15 protein-coding genes and 1 tRNA gene are annotated in these 18,066 nt (G+C 39.5%); 5 read left to right on the top strand and 11 right to left on the bottom strand.

Going from position 1 to position 18,066, the window contains the following annotated elements; translation table 11 throughout:
- Position 1 precedes the first annotated feature (1 nt).
- Together B9T23_RS13615 and B9T23_RS13610 are read left to right on the top strand one after the other, a co-directional pair.
- Positions 2-268: a hypothetical protein gene (locus B9T23_RS13615; RefSeq protein ID WP_086194504.1), complete on the top strand. Its 267-nt coding sequence runs from the start codon at positions 2-4 to the stop codon at positions 266-268.
- Positions 269-1,411 (top strand): phage integrase Arm DNA-binding domain-containing protein, encoded by a 1,143-nt coding sequence (locus tag B9T23_RS13610; protein ID WP_086194503.1) that lies wholly within the window; start codon positions 269-271, stop codon positions 1,409-1,411.
- 139 nt (positions 1,412-1,550) lie between these two features.
- On the opposite strand, the gene B9T23_RS13605 is transcribed toward B9T23_RS13610, so the two are convergent.
- The 7 genes from B9T23_RS13605 to efp form a co-directional block, all read right to left on the bottom strand.
- Positions 1,551-1,627, bottom strand: a tRNA-Val gene (locus B9T23_RS13605).
- A gap of 31 nt (positions 1,628-1,658) precedes the next feature.
- The gene (locus tag B9T23_RS13600; RefSeq protein WP_086194502.1) at positions 1,659-3,668 is read right to left on the bottom strand and encodes a transglutaminase family protein; all 2,010 of its coding nucleotides are present in this window, start codon (positions 3,666-3,668) and stop codon (positions 1,659-1,661) included.
- Between the two features lie 3 nt (positions 3,669-3,671).
- Positions 3,672-4,577, bottom strand: coding sequence for a DUF58 domain-containing protein (locus B9T23_RS13595; RefSeq protein WP_086194501.1), 906 nt, complete (start codon positions 4,575-4,577; stop codon positions 3,672-3,674).
- A gap of 12 nt (positions 4,578-4,589) precedes the next feature.
- The gene (locus tag B9T23_RS13590; protein ID WP_228145935.1) at positions 4,590-5,495 is read right to left on the bottom strand and encodes an AAA family ATPase; all 906 of its coding nucleotides are present in this window, start codon (positions 5,493-5,495) and stop codon (positions 4,590-4,592) included.
- Between the two features lie 154 nt (positions 5,496-5,649).
- A complete protein-coding gene (locus B9T23_RS13585) occupies positions 5,650-5,952 on the bottom strand; it encodes a YbdD/YjiX family protein (RefSeq protein WP_143222528.1) in 303 nt (100 codons plus the stop codon).
- The gene (locus tag B9T23_RS13580; RefSeq protein ID WP_086194500.1) at positions 5,949-8,042 is read right to left on the bottom strand and encodes a carbon starvation CstA family protein; all 2,094 of its coding nucleotides are present in this window, start codon (positions 8,040-8,042) and stop codon (positions 5,949-5,951) included. The genes B9T23_RS13585 and B9T23_RS13580 overlap by 4 nt, the downstream gene beginning before the upstream one ends.
- 172 nt (positions 8,043-8,214) lie before the next feature.
- Positions 8,215-8,784 (bottom strand): elongation factor P, encoded by a 570-nt coding sequence (gene efp / locus B9T23_RS13575; protein WP_086194499.1) that lies wholly within the window; start codon positions 8,782-8,784, stop codon positions 8,215-8,217.
- A 70-nt stretch (positions 8,785-8,854) separates the two neighbouring features.
- On the opposite strand from efp, the gene epmB reads away from it, so the two are divergent.
- From epmB to B9T23_RS13560, 3 genes are read left to right on the top strand one after another with little or no spacing between them, the layout of a single operon-like run.
- Entirely contained in the window at positions 8,855-9,871 is a 1,017-nt protein-coding gene (gene epmB, locus B9T23_RS13570; protein WP_086194498.1) for an EF-P beta-lysylation protein EpmB, read from the top strand.
- Between the two features lie 14 nt (positions 9,872-9,885).
- Positions 9,886-11,631 (top strand): GTPase, encoded by a 1,746-nt coding sequence (locus B9T23_RS13565; RefSeq protein WP_086194497.1) that lies wholly within the window; start codon positions 9,886-9,888, stop codon positions 11,629-11,631.
- Positions 11,613-13,730, top strand: a complete 2,118-nt coding sequence (locus B9T23_RS13560; RefSeq protein WP_086194496.1) for an EAL domain-containing protein — start codon at positions 11,613-11,615, stop codon at positions 13,728-13,730. The genes B9T23_RS13565 and B9T23_RS13560 overlap by 19 nt, the downstream gene beginning before the upstream one ends.
- Before the next feature lie 87 nt (positions 13,731-13,817).
- Here the strand turns inward: B9T23_RS13560 and rpmE are convergent, their stop codons facing one another.
- The 4 genes from rpmE to B9T23_RS13540 all read right to left on the bottom strand — a co-directional run bounded on the left by rpmE (position 13,818) and on the right by B9T23_RS13540 (position 17,961).
- Complete coding sequence (gene rpmE, locus B9T23_RS13555) at positions 13,818-14,048, bottom strand: 50S ribosomal protein L31 (protein ID WP_067725111.1); 231 nt, start codon at positions 14,046-14,048, stop codon at positions 13,818-13,820.
- A 202-nt stretch (positions 14,049-14,250) separates the two neighbouring features.
- Positions 14,251-15,255 carry a bile acid:sodium symporter family protein gene (locus tag B9T23_RS13550; RefSeq protein ID WP_171263112.1) on the bottom strand — a complete coding sequence of 335 codons (1,005 nt, stop codon included), beginning with the start codon at positions 15,253-15,255 and terminating at the stop codon, positions 14,251-14,253.
- A gap of 142 nt (positions 15,256-15,397) precedes the next feature.
- A complete protein-coding gene (gene gloA, locus B9T23_RS13545) occupies positions 15,398-15,799 on the bottom strand; it encodes a lactoylglutathione lyase (RefSeq protein ID WP_086194494.1) in 402 nt (133 codons plus the stop codon).
- Between the two features lie 14 nt (positions 15,800-15,813).
- Entirely contained in the window at positions 15,814-17,961 is a 2,148-nt protein-coding gene (locus B9T23_RS13540; protein ID WP_086194493.1) for an AmpG family muropeptide MFS transporter, read from the bottom strand.
- Between the last annotated feature and the right edge of the window lie 105 nt (positions 17,962-18,066).

Genomic DNA, 18,066 nt, shown 5'->3' with positions numbered 1-18,066 from the left:
TATGAAAGACAATATTCAACGTATCAAGCTTTCCGTATTTTCTAAACGATACTGGAAAGATGATGAATCTCGCCCATGTCGTGAAACACTAATTAGCCACATTAAACGCGGCTGGTTAAGTGGTAAAAAAATCGGTACGCATTGGTATGTTGAATGCACAACTTGGGGTGCACCAATATTCTATTCGACCGAAGTGCCTAAAGTGCAATTAAGTAGCCCACCAACAACCGGCAATGCAATTGCAGATAGAATTTTAAAGGAGATTTAAATGTCACCACGCGCACGCAAAGTGGGAAATCGCGATCTCCCTCCCCATGTTGAAACTGATAAAAAAGAAAACGGTATTACATACTATCGTTATGTACTTCCGAATGGTCAGCGCAAGTCTTTGGGTAAAGATAAATCAGAAGCTGTACAAGCTGCTCAAGCTTTAAATAGCGCTTTAGATAGAAACCCTGATCTTGTATCGAAAATTTTAAGCTCTGTTGAAAAAGCTCGTACGTCTTCGACAATCCCAACATTCACGCAAGGCTTAAACGAATACGAAAAATTTCATATTCCAAAGAAAAAGTATGCAAAAAATACACTGGAAATTGTTCTAGCCAATATAAATAAATACCATGATTTATGGGGTCAGCATTATTGCAATGAAATCAATTTAATGATGGTCTCTGATTACCTAAAACAGCAGACAGACTTTCAGGCTGAAAAGCATCGCTCTCAGTTAATCGATATCTGGAAGTATTTTGTTGCTAACGGCTGGGCACCTGAGAATATTGCTGAAAAGACCTTAAAGCCGATACGCCCTGAAAAACTTCGTACTCGTCACTCAAATGAGTCAATTGATATTATTAAGGCGGTGTGTCCACCATGGTTATGCTTAGCAATAGATTTAGCTCTGCATTCAATTCAACGGCGTGCCGATCTGGTTGTATTGGAACGCGCTAGCATTAATATTAAAGACAATACGATGACTGTTTTACAGCACAAATCTTTAAATTATGACAAGCCTGTTTTTATTGAAGTTGATATGCATCCAGAGTTAAGAGAAATCGTACTTGAATGTGTTGAACACTCTATGAAACTTCGCTGCCCATTTCTTGTAAGTACTCGCCCTATGCGTATTACCGAGCAAGATCGTAATGCGAAATTACACCCATTTGCGGTGACCGAAGATCACCTCACAAAACAGTTTAAAAAATACCGTGACTTGTCTGGTGCGTATGATCATCTTGAACCAAGAGCTCGACCATCCTTACATGATTTACGTGCACTTGGCATTTACAACATCACCCAGAAGTACGGTAAAAAATACGCGCAGGCATTAGCGGGTCACACTACTGTTAAAATGACGGACCACTATATTGATGGCCACGAAGCGCCTAAACCTGAGAAAGTTAGCTACCGGTAATAATCGTTTTTAAATTTAAATAGCCATGTTATCAACATAGCGGAATGACTTAATTCCCCGAAAATACCCCGAATGATCCCCTAAAAAAAAAGCCCATCTTAATAGATGGGCTTTAATGCGTTGATCTCTCAACAAATCTTGGTAGGTATAAGCAGACTCGAACTGCTGACCTCTACGATGTCAACGTAGCGCTCTAACCAACTGAGCTATACACCTAAGTGCTGTGAATAGTATTCATTTTTATTTTTTAAGACAAGGACTTTCTATTATTTTTTAAAGCATATGCACAAGTTTTAAGCATTCTTTTAAATTGCTTTATTTTTTGATCATTTTGCGCCATAGAAAATCGTTGCTGCTGATAATGTTCTGCTGTTTGGATAAATATCCTGTGCTCATCTTCAATCCCTTCGGCTAAACGATGCATCCAGGTAAAAAAAGTTTCTGCTGGCTGCTTACGTAATGGCTCATCCAATTGCTTAGAGAACTGTTGAATCATACGCTCATATGCAGAACCGTACTGTCTATCACGATAATAAATCCAGGCAAAATAAAGAATTACTACCAATAAAATGCTTGAGAGCAATATCATGGTACTGGCGTAAGCAGTTTTCAGACCTAATTTCAACAACCAGCTTTGCTGCTTTTCTGCATCATATCCCACGACTTTGCTTTGCCACTGATAACTCGCATAGTCACTCCAGATTCGCATATTTTTCATCATTGAAAATTGACGATACTTCCACTTCTGCTCTTTATTTCCCAAGATACTTCGATCATTTTCAATATAATTCTGCATTCCTCCATCTATGCGTTGGGGAGCAATGATTGCTGTTGGATCAATACGTTGCCATCTTCCATTTAATTGAACTTCTGTCCACGCATGAGCATCAAGTTGACGAACTTCCCAACTTGCTCGATCAAGTGCAAGTTGTCCCCCTTGATAACCGATGACAATACGTGCAGGAATCCCCACATAACGCATCAACATGGCAAAACTCGACGCATAATGCTCACAAAAACCCTGTCGAGACTGAAACAAGAATTCATCAATACGATTTCCACCTAATAAACCCGGCGTTAAGGTATATACAAAATTATTCCTCTTATACCACTGCAAAATATTATGCACATATTGATCTGGCAATTGCCCACTTTGCTGAAATATTTCCAAAGCGAATTGACGTGATTGTTCATCGAGTTGCTCTGGAATTTGGGTATTTATTTTTTCCAGTAAATTTGGCGTGGATAATCCCTGTCCTTGAATCTGTGCATCGCCCAACCATTGCAAAGTAATAGGCTGATTCCGCACAATTTGACGGACAGGTGTAATACTCCAATCCTGCTTTAATTGGTATTGAGGTTCTTTTGGAATGGATTTTTCCAGTCCCATTATCCACATGACGCGTGAATCTGCAGCTAAATATTGATAATCAAAACCCTGTTTTGCCTTTCTCGAAATCGTATTATTAAAGACGGGCTGTTGATTCACAAAACTACTGGTCCATGTTCTGCCATCATATTGGTCCAGAACCATTGCTCGCCAATACAGCTCATTGCGGGAAGGCAGCTTATCCATATTGCCAATAATGCGAAAAGCCAAACTGCTGGATTGCGAAAGTTCTGCAATATCACCGGGTGACATGCTATCGCTCATCCCCGTGACACTTTTTTGAACGGGGATAGGGATATGCCAAAGTGGCGGCAACCGTGGAAAAAAGATAAACAGCAAGATAAAAAAAGGCAAAGCCAAAACCAGAAATTTACCCACATGCTTGGCATCTGTTTTTAATGCCGATGATTGATTCTGTGCCTGTTTAAATTCACTGGTTTGTAAACGATAAAGCCCGATCAGGCAACTGAATAAGCACAGCAGAATCACAATCGCCATCCAGATGGATTGGCTATATAAAAATGAACTCGCTCCAACAAACAATGCAAAATTAAATAAGATAATCACATCTCGTTTATTCTTGGTTTCCAGAGCTTTTGCAAATAAAAAAGTGGATAAGACAGCTACCCCAGCTTCAATCCCAATAAAACTCTGATATCTAGAATAAATCGTCACCAATGCCAAAATTATCAAGACAAATGTCCAAATTTTGGATACTGCTTTTGCCTCATCTTTAAAGCTAAAAAACAAACACAGAAGAATCAGGGCAAAAATTGCACTTAACAGAACAGGATTAAAAAATACTTGTGCAATCAGTAATAATAGCAAAGTGATTAAAATCGATGTCCTAATGTCAGCATGAATCATAATTTAAGCCTGCGCCAAAAGTTTTTTCGCCTGAAGCAACTGGTTTACACCAACGCCTATGGCTAATTCAGCCTGAGGTAAAACTACAGCATAGCTACATTGCAGTTGCTCACATTGCTCAATCAGCCCCATCATTAAACTCAGTTTTTCTTCATGCTCGGCACTTGGCATATTTGCATAATGGATTTCCACACTCGGTTGATCATTATGCTGCTCAAAGACTTTGATATATAAACCTTGCCCGCGTGCAGCCTGCTTCCAGGATACGGCTTGCAAGCTATCCCCCAATTTGAAATTACGCAGTTCACGAAACTCATCCATATCAGGTTCAAAACTGTGCTGATGCTGTTTATTTTCTGCATTATAAAATGCAGCTTTGGGTGCAACCCATGAATATTCCGTTAAATAAAAATAGGTCCAGGCACGAACCAATCCAAACGGATACACAGCATAAATCTGCACAGTTGGATAATGAAACTTGCCGCGTTTATCGGTAAAAAAAGATAGGGTGATTTTTTGCTTGAGTTCAGCGATGGAGACTTTTTCTAAATGCTGATCGGTTTTAATCCATAAATAACGCAACTGCGTTTGTAGCTGCTGAAAATGTAATTGCAAATCAAGATGATCCCCCACTTGCCCGATCTCGTTCACTGATATTTCAACACTTAGCTCATGTAATTGTTTAAAAGTCACATAAAAACTAATACATAAAATGGCACTGATCAGAAAGCAAAAACCCAAAATCAAGTTATTGGCATAATTGATCCCGGCAATAAACGTAATCAAGATCAATACCAAATACAGATAGCCCTGTTGATAGATAAAAATCAGAATGTCTTTTTGCGAGAGCTGTTTGATTTTTTCAAATTGAAAGCGTTTCGCTAACCATTTTTGCCAAGGCTTGCTCAATTTGATCTTCCTTTAGCTAATATTCACTTGCTGCATCAACTGCAGGGTTTCTGCTTCACTTGATCCTATCCGATGAGAAACTACGGCAACAAACACAGCTTGAACATCATCCGGGGTTACATAGCTGCGCTGCTCGATAAAGGCATGTGCTTGGGCTGCTTTTTTCAAAGCCAATAGACCGCGAGTGGATAAACCATGACGACTTTTACGGGTCTCGGTAGCCAAATCCAGCAGATAGTCCAACACGACATCGGCAATATGAACTTGCGTGACCAGTTGTTGCATATCTAAAATTTCTTGTTCGTTAAAAATGTGCTTTAGCGTTGCAATTAAGGCATAACGGGAGTTTTGTTGTAATAACAGTTTTTCTGCTGATCGTGAGGGATAGCCAAGTGACAAACGCATCAAAAATCGGTCAAGTTGTGATTCCGGTAAACTATAAGTGCCACTTTGGAATAGTGGGTTCTGCGTCGCAATCACCCAAAAAGGTTGCGGCAACTCATAACGAACCCCATCTACCGTGACCAAACCTTCTTCCATCGCTTCCAGCAACGCACTCTGGGTTTTTGGGCTACAACGGTTAATTTCATCTGCCAGTAATATTTGGGTAAAGATTGGACCTTGCTTGAACTCAAACTGATGTTCTTTTTGGTTAAACATATTCACGCCAATCACGTCACTGGCAAGCATGTCATTGGTAAATTGAATGCGCTGAAATTTCAGCCCTGCAATATGGGACAAGGCACTGGATAGGGTTGTTTTACCTAGTCCTGGTAAATCTTCAAACAACACATGGCCACCGGCTAATAAACTACTTAAAGCCAGTTTGGTCTGATTTTCTTTATCTAAAATGATGCTATTGATTTGATTCAAGAATGCCTGAATTTTGGCAGCATACGATTCAACTCGATCATTCAGTTGTTGTTGCTCATGTGTGAGTTCCTGTTTTTGAACCTTATTTGTACCCCAAATCACAACTTATTTCCCAATAAAAAACGGTGCATGATTAACATACACCGTTTTGTCATTTTTCCAAACAAATCAAAAGATTTCTGACAAATGCCTACTCAGATTAACAAGGGCATTTTTTCATCCCCCCCCCTGCGCTTGGATAACGTGCATCCACGCAGTGGCGGTAAAATGTTTTGGCATCCATTGCGACCAAGTCTGGATGATTCCTTTTCATATGCTCGAGATAAGTCTGATAATCAGGTACACCCACCATCAAGCGAAAGCTTTGCTGTAGACGTTGCCAAATCATCTGAATAGTTTTAATACCATTCAACATCAAAAACTTTTTCGGCTGCGCAAGCACTGTAAATTTAATGATTTTACTCAAAGCCAGTTTTTGGCGAATTTGATCTTTTAGACTCATTTCACCTCTCCCGCCGGAACTTCGTCACTATAAATGGCTTCTGACTCATGCACACTTGGATTAGGATCTGCCAATGCACGACGAATCACACCAATAGCAGCAAACAACATCACAACCGCCACAATCATAAAGAAACCGCACAGTATTGCATTGATTTGATTGGAGAATACAATCGTTTGCATTTCAGCAACGTCTTTGGCTGGTTTTAAAATTTCATTACGCGCAATTGCATCAGAAAAACGGTTGGCTTGTGCCAGGAAACCAATTTTTGGATTTTCATGGAAGATTTTTTGCCAACCTGCTGTCATACAGGTAATAAATAAGAAAATGGTTGGAAAAATAGTGATCCAAACATATTTCTCTTTCTTCATTTTGAACAAGATGACAGTACCTAAAATCAATGCCATTGCAGCAAGCATTTGGTTACCAATACCAAATAAAGGCCATAGGCTATTGATACCGCCAAGTGGGTCGATCACACCTTGATAGACAAAGAACCCCCAGCCTGCAACAGCCACGGCGGTTCCAAACAGATTACCAAAGAAATTGTGCGATTGTTTCAACGCAGGGATCACGATACCCACGGTATCCTGAACCATGAAACGGCAAGCACGAGTACCAGCATCCACTGCGGTCAAGATGAACAGAGCTTCAAACAGAATTGCGAAGTGATACCAAAACGCCATCATAGAACGGTTGTTAAAAATTTCCGTAATAATGTGTGCCATACCAATCGCAAATGTTGGTGCACCACCGGTACGCGAAAGAATCGTGCTTTCACCCACTTCTTGCGCAAGCAATGTCAATGCTTCAGGAGTCACCACAAAGCCTAAAGTACGCACCGCTTCAGCAGCACTTTCAACCGTGGTGCCTAATACGGCAGCGGGTGCATTAATTGCGAAATAGACTCCCGGCTCAAGAATGGTGGCACAAATCATCGCCATGACAGCAACGAAAGATTCCATCAACATACCACCGTAACCAATTACACGAATATCGACTTCATTTTCAATGAGTTTCGGTGTCGTTCCTGAAGAAACCAGAGCATGGAAGCCAGAAATTGCACCACAGGCAATGGTAATGAATAAGAATGGGAACATTGAGCCTGCAAATACAGGACCAGTACCATCAATGAAATGCGTTACCGCAGGCATTTTCATTTCAGGTAATGCCACCATAATTCCGACTGCAAGACCGGCAATGACACCTATCTTCAAAAAGGTAGAAAGGTAGTCACGTGGCGCAAGCAGCAACCAAACCGGCAAGACTGAAGCAACAAAACCGTAAACAATTAAACACCAAGTCAGTTGCGTACCAGAAAGTGTAAAGATCGGTCCCCAATAAGGATCAGCTGCGACATTTCCACCATAAACAATCGCCAGCATCATCAGCACAAAACCAATGATTGAAACCTCGGCAATTTTCCCTGGACGAAGATAACGCATATATACGCCCATGAACAATGCAATTGGAATGGTTGCAGCAATACTGAACACACCCCATGGACTGTTGGTCAAGGCTTTCACGACTACCAATGCAAGTACTGCAAGGATGATGATCATGACGCCTAATGCACCCAGCATCACAATCACACCAGCAAAAGAACCCAGCTCTTGCTTCGCCATTTCACCGAGTGAACGGCCGTCACGACGGGTAGAAATAAACAGAACTAAAAAGTCTTGAACAGCACCCGCGAGCACCACACCCACCAATAGCCAAATGGTACCCGGTAAATAACCCATCTGTGCCGCAAGAATAGGTCCTACTAATGGCCCTGCACCTGCAATGGCGGCAAAGTGGTGACCAAACAGAACATATTTATTGGTTGGAACATAATCCAGACCATCAGCTAAACGATGCGCTGGTGTTAAGCGTCTTGCATTGAGTTCAAAAACTTTATTGGCAATAAATAAACTATAGAAGCGATAAGCGATGCTATATACACAGATGGCAGCTAAAACGAGCCAGACTGCATTAACATGCTCACCTCTGCTAATTGCGAGTATCCCGAATGACACTGCACCTAAAATCGCGACTAGAAGCCACACTATTTTTGAAGTTATGGTTAACTTCGGTTCAATCGTTTCCATGTAAATCCCTCATATCTAATGCATAAATCAGCGATCATTTTTATTGTTCGGTATACAGCTGTTTCTTCCTTTGCGACTCTACTCCTCATGACTTACTTTTCATCTAATACTTTGGCATAAAAAAAGGGATGATTTGAATCATCCCTTTCGATAATAGTCTATTTTAAAACCATTATGCACGTTCTAAATAGTCACCAGTACGGGTATCTACACGAACGCTTTCTTCTTGCTGTACGAATAATGGTACACGTACTACAGCACCCGTTTCGAGTTTGGCAGGCTTACCGCCACCGCCCGAAGTATCACCACGTACGCCTGGATCAGTTTCAACGATTTTTAATACCACGAAGTTTGGTGCACTTACTGACAATGGAACACCATTGAAAAGCATAATTGTACATTTTTCGTTTGAATCGTCTTTCAACCATTTGGCAGCATCGCCCATCGCAGTTTTGTCAGCTGTGATTTGTTCAAAGCTCACTGGATCCATGAAGTTCCAAAGTTCGCCATCGTTATAAAGGTAATCCATTTCAACTTCAACAATGTCGGCACCTTCAAGTGTTTCATTGGATTTGAATGTTTTTTCTAAAACTTTACCAGTTTTAAGATTACGCAATTTTACGCGGTTAAATGCTTGACCTTTACCAGGTTTTACATATTCATTTTCCATGATTGAACATGGGTTACCATCAAGCATAACCTTTAGGCCTTGCTTAAAGTCATTTGTAGAATAATTGGCCATGAAAGGCTCACTCCAAACTTACTAACTTAAATCTATTAATGCTAGACTAGCATTATTTTTTACATGTGGCATGATAAACTATTTATATCAAGAGCAAAACTGGCAATCTCAACTCAGTGACCTGATTACTGATCCTTTAGAGTTACTTGCAGCCCTTCAGCTCTCGCCTGATCAATTATTATCAGGGGCAATCCTTGCTTCTGAACAGTTTAAATTGCGTGTTCCACGTGCATTTGTCGGAAAAATGAACGTTGGCGATCCTCTGGATCCACTTCTATTACAAGTCTTACCGCATCATTTAGAACTTGAAGATCATCCTGGTTATGTCACCGACCCTTTGGGTGAAGAACAAGCCAACCAACAACCAGGTGTACTCCATAAATACAAATCACGCTTTTTACTCACCTTAACTGGTGCTTGTGCGGTGCATTGCCGTTATTGTTTTCGTCGTCATTTTCCTTATCAAGAAAACCTGCCAAAAAATGAAGACTGGCTTAATATTAAAAGCTATATCGAAAGCCAACCCGATATTAATGAAGTCATTTTTAGTGGCGGAGATCCACTTACACTATCCAATCGAAAATTAAAGCTCTGGATTGATCGCTTAGAATCGCTACCACAAATTAAATTTTTGAGAATTCATTCACGGGTTCCTATCGTAATCCCCAACCGTGTCGATGAAGAGCTGGTTTCTCTATTAAAAAACAGTAGGCTACGAATTATTCTAGTGGTACACTCAAATCATGCGGCTGAGCTTGATGATTTTACTTGCGCTAAACTTTCACTATTGGTTCAACAACAAATCACCGTGCTTAATCAGGCAGTTTTATTAAATGGGGTCAATAATTCTGCGCAGGTTTTAGTGGATTTAAGTTACCGCTTGTTTGATGCAGGCGTGATGCCATACTATTTACATGTATTAGATAAAGTAAAAGGTGCGCATCATTTTGACTTGAGTCCTGAGCAGATTAATCTTATATATAAAGATGTTTTAGAGAACCTTCCTGGATATTTGGTTCCTAAACTCGTTAGGGAAATAGCGGGCGAAAAAAATAAAACACCGCTTTTTGGGGTTTCAACTTTTTGAGTTAAATAATAACGATGCTTATGAGTACTTCAGATATCTTCCAGACACCAACAGAATTAAAGTTGGAACAACTGAGCTTTTGTCCATCTAATGCAAAAGGGCTACAAGAATGGGTGTCTAATTTATCCATTCTGCAACTCGGAAATTCTTCAAAAGAACTTTTCAATGCGTTACTGGAAATATCAGAACTTAAATGCCCAGAAATGCTGCGTTTTGATTTAATTCAAATCTTACACCCAACGATTGATAATGTATTGATCAGCCTGGAAAAGCATTTTTTTAACCAAAGTCTTATTACAAGCGATCGTAGTGATCAAATCATTGAATTGGCTATGCTTTTACGTAGCCATTTCGCCAAAATTTATATCGACATTTCAAAACGCTGTAACACCCAATTAAGTCTGCAAAAGTTTTCTATCTTTGCCTTTAATCAAAAGAAAAGTTTACAGACTGCCAGAATTGTTTCGACTTATTACGCATTACAGCAACTCGCGTTACTACTTTACCAACAACATTTGTTGTATAGCACACCATTATTTGGTCAATGGTTGGTCGCGCATCAATTGCTTGAATGTGCAATTAATAATAATTTTTATCAAACCAATATTAATCAAATTTTAGATACGCAGCATCAATTACAAACGATTGCTCATGCTTATTCACAGCTCATTTTATTGGATATTTTCAATACTCATCAAATTCGCCCATCAGAAATGCAAGGCTTATATTTATGTAGTTTTGACTGGGCAAAATTGGTTCACATTTTACCTAAAGAAACTACGCTTTCTCGCTATATTGTTGATACCAATAAAGATCATCCACCGGTTTTTAACACCAATCAAGCGAGTCTTTACAAGCCGACCATTTATATTTCAACGCAACATTTATTAGATCATCTGTCTGAGACCCAAACTAAAAAGGCGGGTTATCTGTCGCGTAATGAAAAGCTATTCCTGACGCCAGCATTACACTTTCATATCCATAACCTGCTTACCACCAATATTGAACGTCGCCATGAGCGCTATGAATATTCAGCACAATTGCAGATCTGTTTTAGCCTTTCTGTAGCACACTTTTACTTATCTAAAGGTAAAAACTTTCACGAAACTTTGGATTTAGAAAATAATTATCAGTTCCAAAATGAAAGTAGCTTTATCAACTCCATGAATTCCAATATTCCTGCTGAAATTAACACAGCTAAAGTTCTGGATCGCGAAGCAAAACAAATCTATCCGGCTGATGTGCTGGATATCAGTGTCAATGGTTACAGAATTAAGTGGACCGGCGCTACACCTTCAAATTTAAAAACTGGTGAATTTATTTTAATTCAGGAAAATACCCATAGCCCTTGGCGTGGCGGTGTGGTTCGCTGGATTAAACAGTCAACAGAAAAAAGTTTGGAACTCGGGCTTGAAGTATTGGCTCAAGATTTATTCCCCTGCTCAGTCATGGTAAAAACTGAGCGCAACAGCAGTAACTACCAACCTGCTCTTATCGTTCAAACCTCTCAACTCGATCATGTTTCGACCAGTTTAATTGTATCGGGCTCGCACATGTTTAGAGAAAAACAAACCATTCATTTGCGATTAGGAAAAGAAGAACTCAAAATTTACCTGACCAAAGCACAGCTTATTACTCAAAGTTTTATTCGTTTTGAATTTGAGTTGCTGAATGATCAGCAAGAAAGCCTGATCAACAACTTCATCAACAAACAAATGAATGAAATCAAGAATCACGATTTATGGGAAGCATTGAAGTGAGAAATCCATTATTGTCTAAAAAGTTAAAACGTACCGAGACACGTTTACTCATTATCGATGATAATCAAATACGTTTTAACCAGATTCGTGATCTTTTAACGTCGAGTGGGCATGTTGTACAGGCAACATTGCTGGATGATTTACAAAATTTTGAAAAACAATTACATCAAAATTGGGATCTGGTCATTTTTGGCCGTGCCTACGACTTAAAATACGAACAGGCCTTAAGTTTAATCCAATTATCAAAACAACCGAACTTACCGATTATCCTTCTAAAACCAGAGGATTATCAGGCAGAGCAATATGCGGGTTATATTCGTAAAGGCATTTACGACATTTTAAATCTGGATTATCCAGATCGTTTTTATCTTGGCCTACTTCGTGCACTTTCATTCGGTCGTTTAATGCTTACTCAACAACATTTAATGGATGAGTTAGAATCTGCACAAACGCATGCACAATCTTTAGTACATGATAGCAACAAAGCGGTTGCGCTTATTCAAGAAGGCATTCATATTCAGGCTAATCCTGAATATTTACAACTGTTTGGGATTAAAAATGAAGACGATATCGTAGGTCTTCCTTTGCTTGATCTGTTACAACCGAAAGATTTGAACGACTTCAAGTTACGCTTTAAAAAAATTACTCAAGGTCAGTTTGATTTAGGTCGATTAGAAATCGCTACCTTAAATGACCATGTTTCTATTCCGAATCCGCTTAAAATCGAATTTTTACCCGCTACAGATGAAGATGCATTACAAATTACCATCGATATCGAAACTTCAGAAGCGAGTCATGCAGCATCGGGAATAGCTGATAAAAATACCCAGAAGCCAAACACCTATCAGTTGATTAACCGTACTGTTACTAAACAGCCTGCTGATATTAATGCACTGGTCCTCTTCTCTTTAGCCTCTTGTCCTGAAACTATTTTCGAAGGTAACTGGGTCACTTCAAAAAACTATTTCAGTGAAATAGAAGCATTTTTAAAAGAACAAACCCATGTTCCCTTATTTAAAGTTTCACCTGGTATTTTAGCTGGTTTATTCCAGGCAGAATCTAAAGCAAAATTAGAATCCAAGCTTATTGGTTTAAGCTCACTCACCAAGCCACAATTATTGACCGTGAATCAATCGAGTTACCCACTTAATTTAAGAATTGGTTATGTAATCCTGGATAGTGAAATTCGTGACGAAAGCCATTTTGAACAATTTATTAATTCAGCGTACAACACTGCTTTACCACAAAATGAGCCGACTGCAGGGCTTGAGTTAGAAACACATTTAGATATTCCAACGATGGAAATTCGCCCTGCAGAAATCAAGTCGTTAAATTCTTCGCCTGAATCTTCATTAATCAGGGCTTTGGAAAAAAGCTTAGAGCGTGGAGATATTCATCTTAAATATCAACAACTTTATGATAAGCAAGATACGAATCTATATACTTATGAAGTCACCAGTGGCTTTATTTTTGAAAATGCCTGGAAAGATTTATCCAGCTTAAGAGAATTGGCAGAAGATCCTGAATTATCAATTAAACTGGATCGCTGGATATTAGTTGAATCATGTAAACAATTACATAATTTTATTACGCAATATCCTGAAGCAAAATTGATTGTGAATTTGAATAAAGAAGTGTTATTCCACGATCGTACCTTCCCTGAATTTATTTCTAAGCTGATCACGATTGTACGCAGTAAATTAACACATCCGCTGATTTTACAATTTTCAGAAGAAGACCTTACCCAGAACATTTCAGATGCACAAAAGCATATTACTCAACTACACCAGTTTGGCGCTAAAATCTCCTTAAGAGACTTTGGTAATACCATTTATAGTGAATCTGCTTTACGTCAACTGGATGTCAACTGCTTAACATTACATCGCTCACTGACTCAAATGTTAAATACAGAACAATCTACTGAGGAATTACAGGAAAAAATCAAAACTTTCCATGAAATTAAACCTGTTGAAATCATGCTGCGTGAATTAAACGATATGACGCTCTTCGCCAACGCATGGAATGTGGATGCACGCTTTATTCAAGGTGATTATTTCCAGAAAAAACTGGATCACCTGATTGATGTACAAGACCAATAAGTCTTGTACACATTTTCTTGCTGCGAAATACATAAATTTCAGGCATAAAAAAACGGGCATACTGCCCGTTTTTCACATTTGACGGTATTAGTCAGGACGTTTGATAGAACGTGACATACCTGCAAAACGTTGTTTGAACTTGTCGATACGACCACCTTGGTCAACATTCTTCTGTTTACCAGTATAGAATGGGTGGCAAGCTGAACATACATCAAGGTAAAGAGTTTCTTTACCAATCGCTGAACGAGTTTCGATTACGTTACCACATGAACAAGTAGCAACTAATGTTTCATATTTTGGGTGAATATCGGCGCGCATCGTCGATTACTCCTAAGTTAAGAAAGGCTTATGCTGTCATCGCAATTGATCACTCTCATGATTCATGAGGAAAAAAGCTTCTTCAAAAAAAGCGAGACCAACACCATAACAGACCATTCTTTTGGCCCACCGAGACGGATACCGCCAGGGCTAAGCACAACAAGTGGGCGTAATTATACGGCAAAAAATACCAGATAGCGAATTATTCTTTTAACTCATCCACAGCTTTAAATTCATCTACAGGATGCTTCGACCAATAATTGGCAATCACGCCGCACACCATCAGCTGAATTTGGTGAAAAATCATAATCGGTAAAACAATCATGCCTAAAGGCTGTCCGATAAATAAGATTTGTGCCATCGGAACACCACTGGCCAAGGTTTTTTTAGAACTGCAAAAAAACATCGCAATTTGATCTTCCCGATTAAAACCCATCCATTTTGGAATATATAAAGCAAACAGCATGATGAGGGTTAAAAACACTGAACATGCCAGAGTTAAAACCAACAGCGTTTCCCAACTCACCATCTCCCACAATCCCGCAACGACCGCCCCGCTAAAAGCACCATAGACCACCATCAAAATAGTGCCCTGATCGAATGCTTTGACGATACCCGGTAATTTCAACATGTATGGATAAACATAAGGACGTAATATCTGCCCCAATATAAATGGCACCAGCAACAATAAGGTAATTTGAACAATCGAAGATGTAGGGTCAAAGCCATGTTGTGACTGACCTAAAATAAAAAAACTGACCAATATTGGGGTAATAAACATTCCGATAATATTGGAAAATGAAGCACTACATACTGCACTGGCCACATTCCCTTTTGCTACTGACGTAAAAGCAATTGAAGACTGCACTGTCGATGGCAAGAAGCACATGAATAGAAAGCCCCAGTACAACTCCCGCCCCAAAACAGGCAATAAAAGCGGCTTCGCCATCAATCCTAAAAGCGGAAAGAGTGCAAATGTAAAAGCAAACACCACCAGATGAAATTTCCAATGCATGATGCCTTGAACGACTGCTTCTCTGGACAGTTTTGCGCCATGTAAAAAGAATAAAATCGCAATTGCGCCAGAAGTAATCACCCCAAAGATATTCGCAGCAAGACCTGATACTGGGACTATTGTTGCCAAGATCACCATGACAATCAGCAAAATAGTAAAGCGGTCCAATGCCAACAATTTTAACATTGCTATATCCTGTAGTATTTGAAAGATATAAAAAAGCCCAATAAGTGAATTTACCTAGTGGTAAAGTTTCATCTTACTGGGCTGACTAAATAAAGCCAGTTTTTCAACGCAATGTTGAATATTTAGTTTATCTATACCGCATTATTCATTAATTATTGCGTGCATCTTTATCTTGCTGAATCAGCTCGATTTTATAACCGTCTGGATCTTCAACAAAAGCGATGACTGTTACGCCGCCTTTCATTGGACCCGCTTCACGCACCACTTTACCGCCACGCACCTTAATTTCTTCACACGCTTTATAAGCATCATCTACAGCAATAGCGATGTGACCATACGCATTGCCCAACTCATAACTTGCAGTATCCCAGTTATGCGTAAGTTCTAACACTGTATGATTTTCTTCATCACCATAACCCACAAAAGCTAAAGTGAAACGACCTTCTTCATAATCACGTTTACGAAGCAAAGTCATACCGAGTACTTCAGTATAGAACTTTAAAGATTGTTCCAAATTGCCTACACGTAACATGGTATGCAGCATGCGCATATGATTCATCCTTATTAACTATTTGTATGTTGATGTTCACGTAATAACTTCGCCACCCACACCACTAAAATTAAAATTGGGATACCAATCAGTGTGGTCATGAGGAAGAAATTCGGATAACCAATATTGCTCACTATAGTACCCGAATAACCGCCTAAAATCTTGGGGGTTAAAGTCATGAGTGAGCTAAAAATAGCGTATTGCACTGCGGTAAATGACACGCTGGTTAAGCTTGACAAGAATGCAATAAATGCAGCGCCCGCTAAACCTGATGCCAAGTTATCGACAATAATGGCGAAATATAACCAAAGAGAACTATAAGGTTTAATCACCTTGCCTGTAATTTCAACTTCGTCAGTGGATTGGGCATTTACGACTGGTAAAGGCTGAACATCAACATCTAAATCTTTAGCAGTGCTCAAATTCATATTGGTCGTATAGCGATGCTGGGTGGTTGACAAGACTTGATTATTTTCAACAACTTCAGCAACGAGCTGTTTAGAAGCTGAATTGATCAAAACCTCAGCCGGAATTGCCGCACTAAAAATGCCTGTTTTATCCAGATTTGCATCAAAAGTTTGACCATCTAAACTTAAGACAATTTTTTGAGATTCAGATAAAGGTTGCCCAAAATACTGCCCACGAATCACCAAACTGTTATTTTTCTCATATAAAGCAATGGTATTGTCACTGGTCACAGGCAATATCTGCATGCTGGACTGTTTTTCACCTTGCTTTAAATACGGCAATGTCGTGACTGCGATATTTTGTGAACCATCCTGATATTGTGCAGCGACCTGTACTTGATCTGCTTGTGCCAACACCTGACTCGGTACTTTGAGCTTCCAATATCCCACTTCATCGGACTGAACTTTATAATTCTGCTGCCCAACTGTGACATTAACATCATTGATTTGCTGTCCTGATTTCACCAAGCCAATGAATATCAAATTGGTTGAACTGGCCAATACTGCACCAACAAACATTAACTTCATAATGTTCATACGCTGTGCCAGCAAACCACCCAGGAAACCACCAACCAAACTAAAAATCACACCATAAATTTTAACCGCTTCGGCAATTTGCTCTTTGGTGAAGTTTAAGTCCTGATAGAACACATTGGAAATGACACCGGCAATAATGTCGGAAATACGGTAAAAACCAATTAACAGCAACAACACTAAGGCCAGTTTCACGCCATAGCGTTTAAAGAAATCGGCAATCGGATTGACCCAGGTTTCAAAGGCCATCTGTTTATTTACGGCTCCCATTTTCACCAGCAATGTACAGACCAATACGGCAACCGCAGCAGAGCCAATAAAACGTAAAGCCTCAAAGCAAAAAAGTAAAAAAGAATCTGAAATTTCAAATTGTGATTTAAGAGCTTCAGTTAAATTTCCAGAGAAAATATAGCTCAGTACAAAACTGATCACTGCCACAAAAAATACTGCGACCAAACGGTAATAATCGGTACGTTTGTAATCCTTATAGATCCGATTCACTTGCGGTTCACGAATGATCAATGTGGTGATAATCCCCACCACCATCACTGCAGCCATGGCTAAATAAGTGATTTTCCATGCACTATAAATATAGTTGCCTTTTGCTGTACCCAATGAGGCGGCTAAAAATAATGCCCCTGCACCCGCCACAATCATCCCGATGCGATAACCGGCATTATAAGTAGAAGCAAGAACGGTCTGCATTTGAGTTTCAGCCAGTTCAATACGATAGGCATCAATCACAATATCTTGGGTAGCCGCAGAAAAGCCCAGCAGTACTGCACCAAAGGCCATTTGGTACAAATAACTTTGCCCTAAAGCAGGGTTTGAAAATGCCATAATACAAATGGCACAGATAATCAGCACTTGAGCGATCAATAACCATGCGCGACGACGACCGAGTATTTTCGTCAATACCGGAACCGGTAACTCATCGATTAACGGCGCCCAAACAAACTTGAAGGAATAACCCAGCGCAGCCCAGCTAAAAAAAGTGACTGCACTTTTATCAATTCCGGCTTCTCCAAGCCATAAAGACAGGCTTGAGAAAATCAGTAATATTGGAATACCTGCGGAGAAACCCAAAAACAGCATAATAAGGGCACGGCGATCAAGAAATGCCGTAAAGGCCGATTTCCATCCAGTAGATTGTGTTGTCATTGATTTATTATGTTCTGCAAAAACTCAATGTCGCTATTCAAACGCGTAATGCGATAGGTTTCAACAATATTTACGAAATGATTATTTTATTTTATCGATTAAAGC

Origin of the sequence: Acinetobacter terrae, from assembly GCF_002135195.1 — a bacterium.
Lineage (GTDB): Bacteria > Pseudomonadota > Gammaproteobacteria > Pseudomonadales > Moraxellaceae > Acinetobacter > Acinetobacter terrae.
Note: the sequence above shows the minus strand (reverse complement) of the source record. Positions and strands in the feature narration are given on the sequence as shown.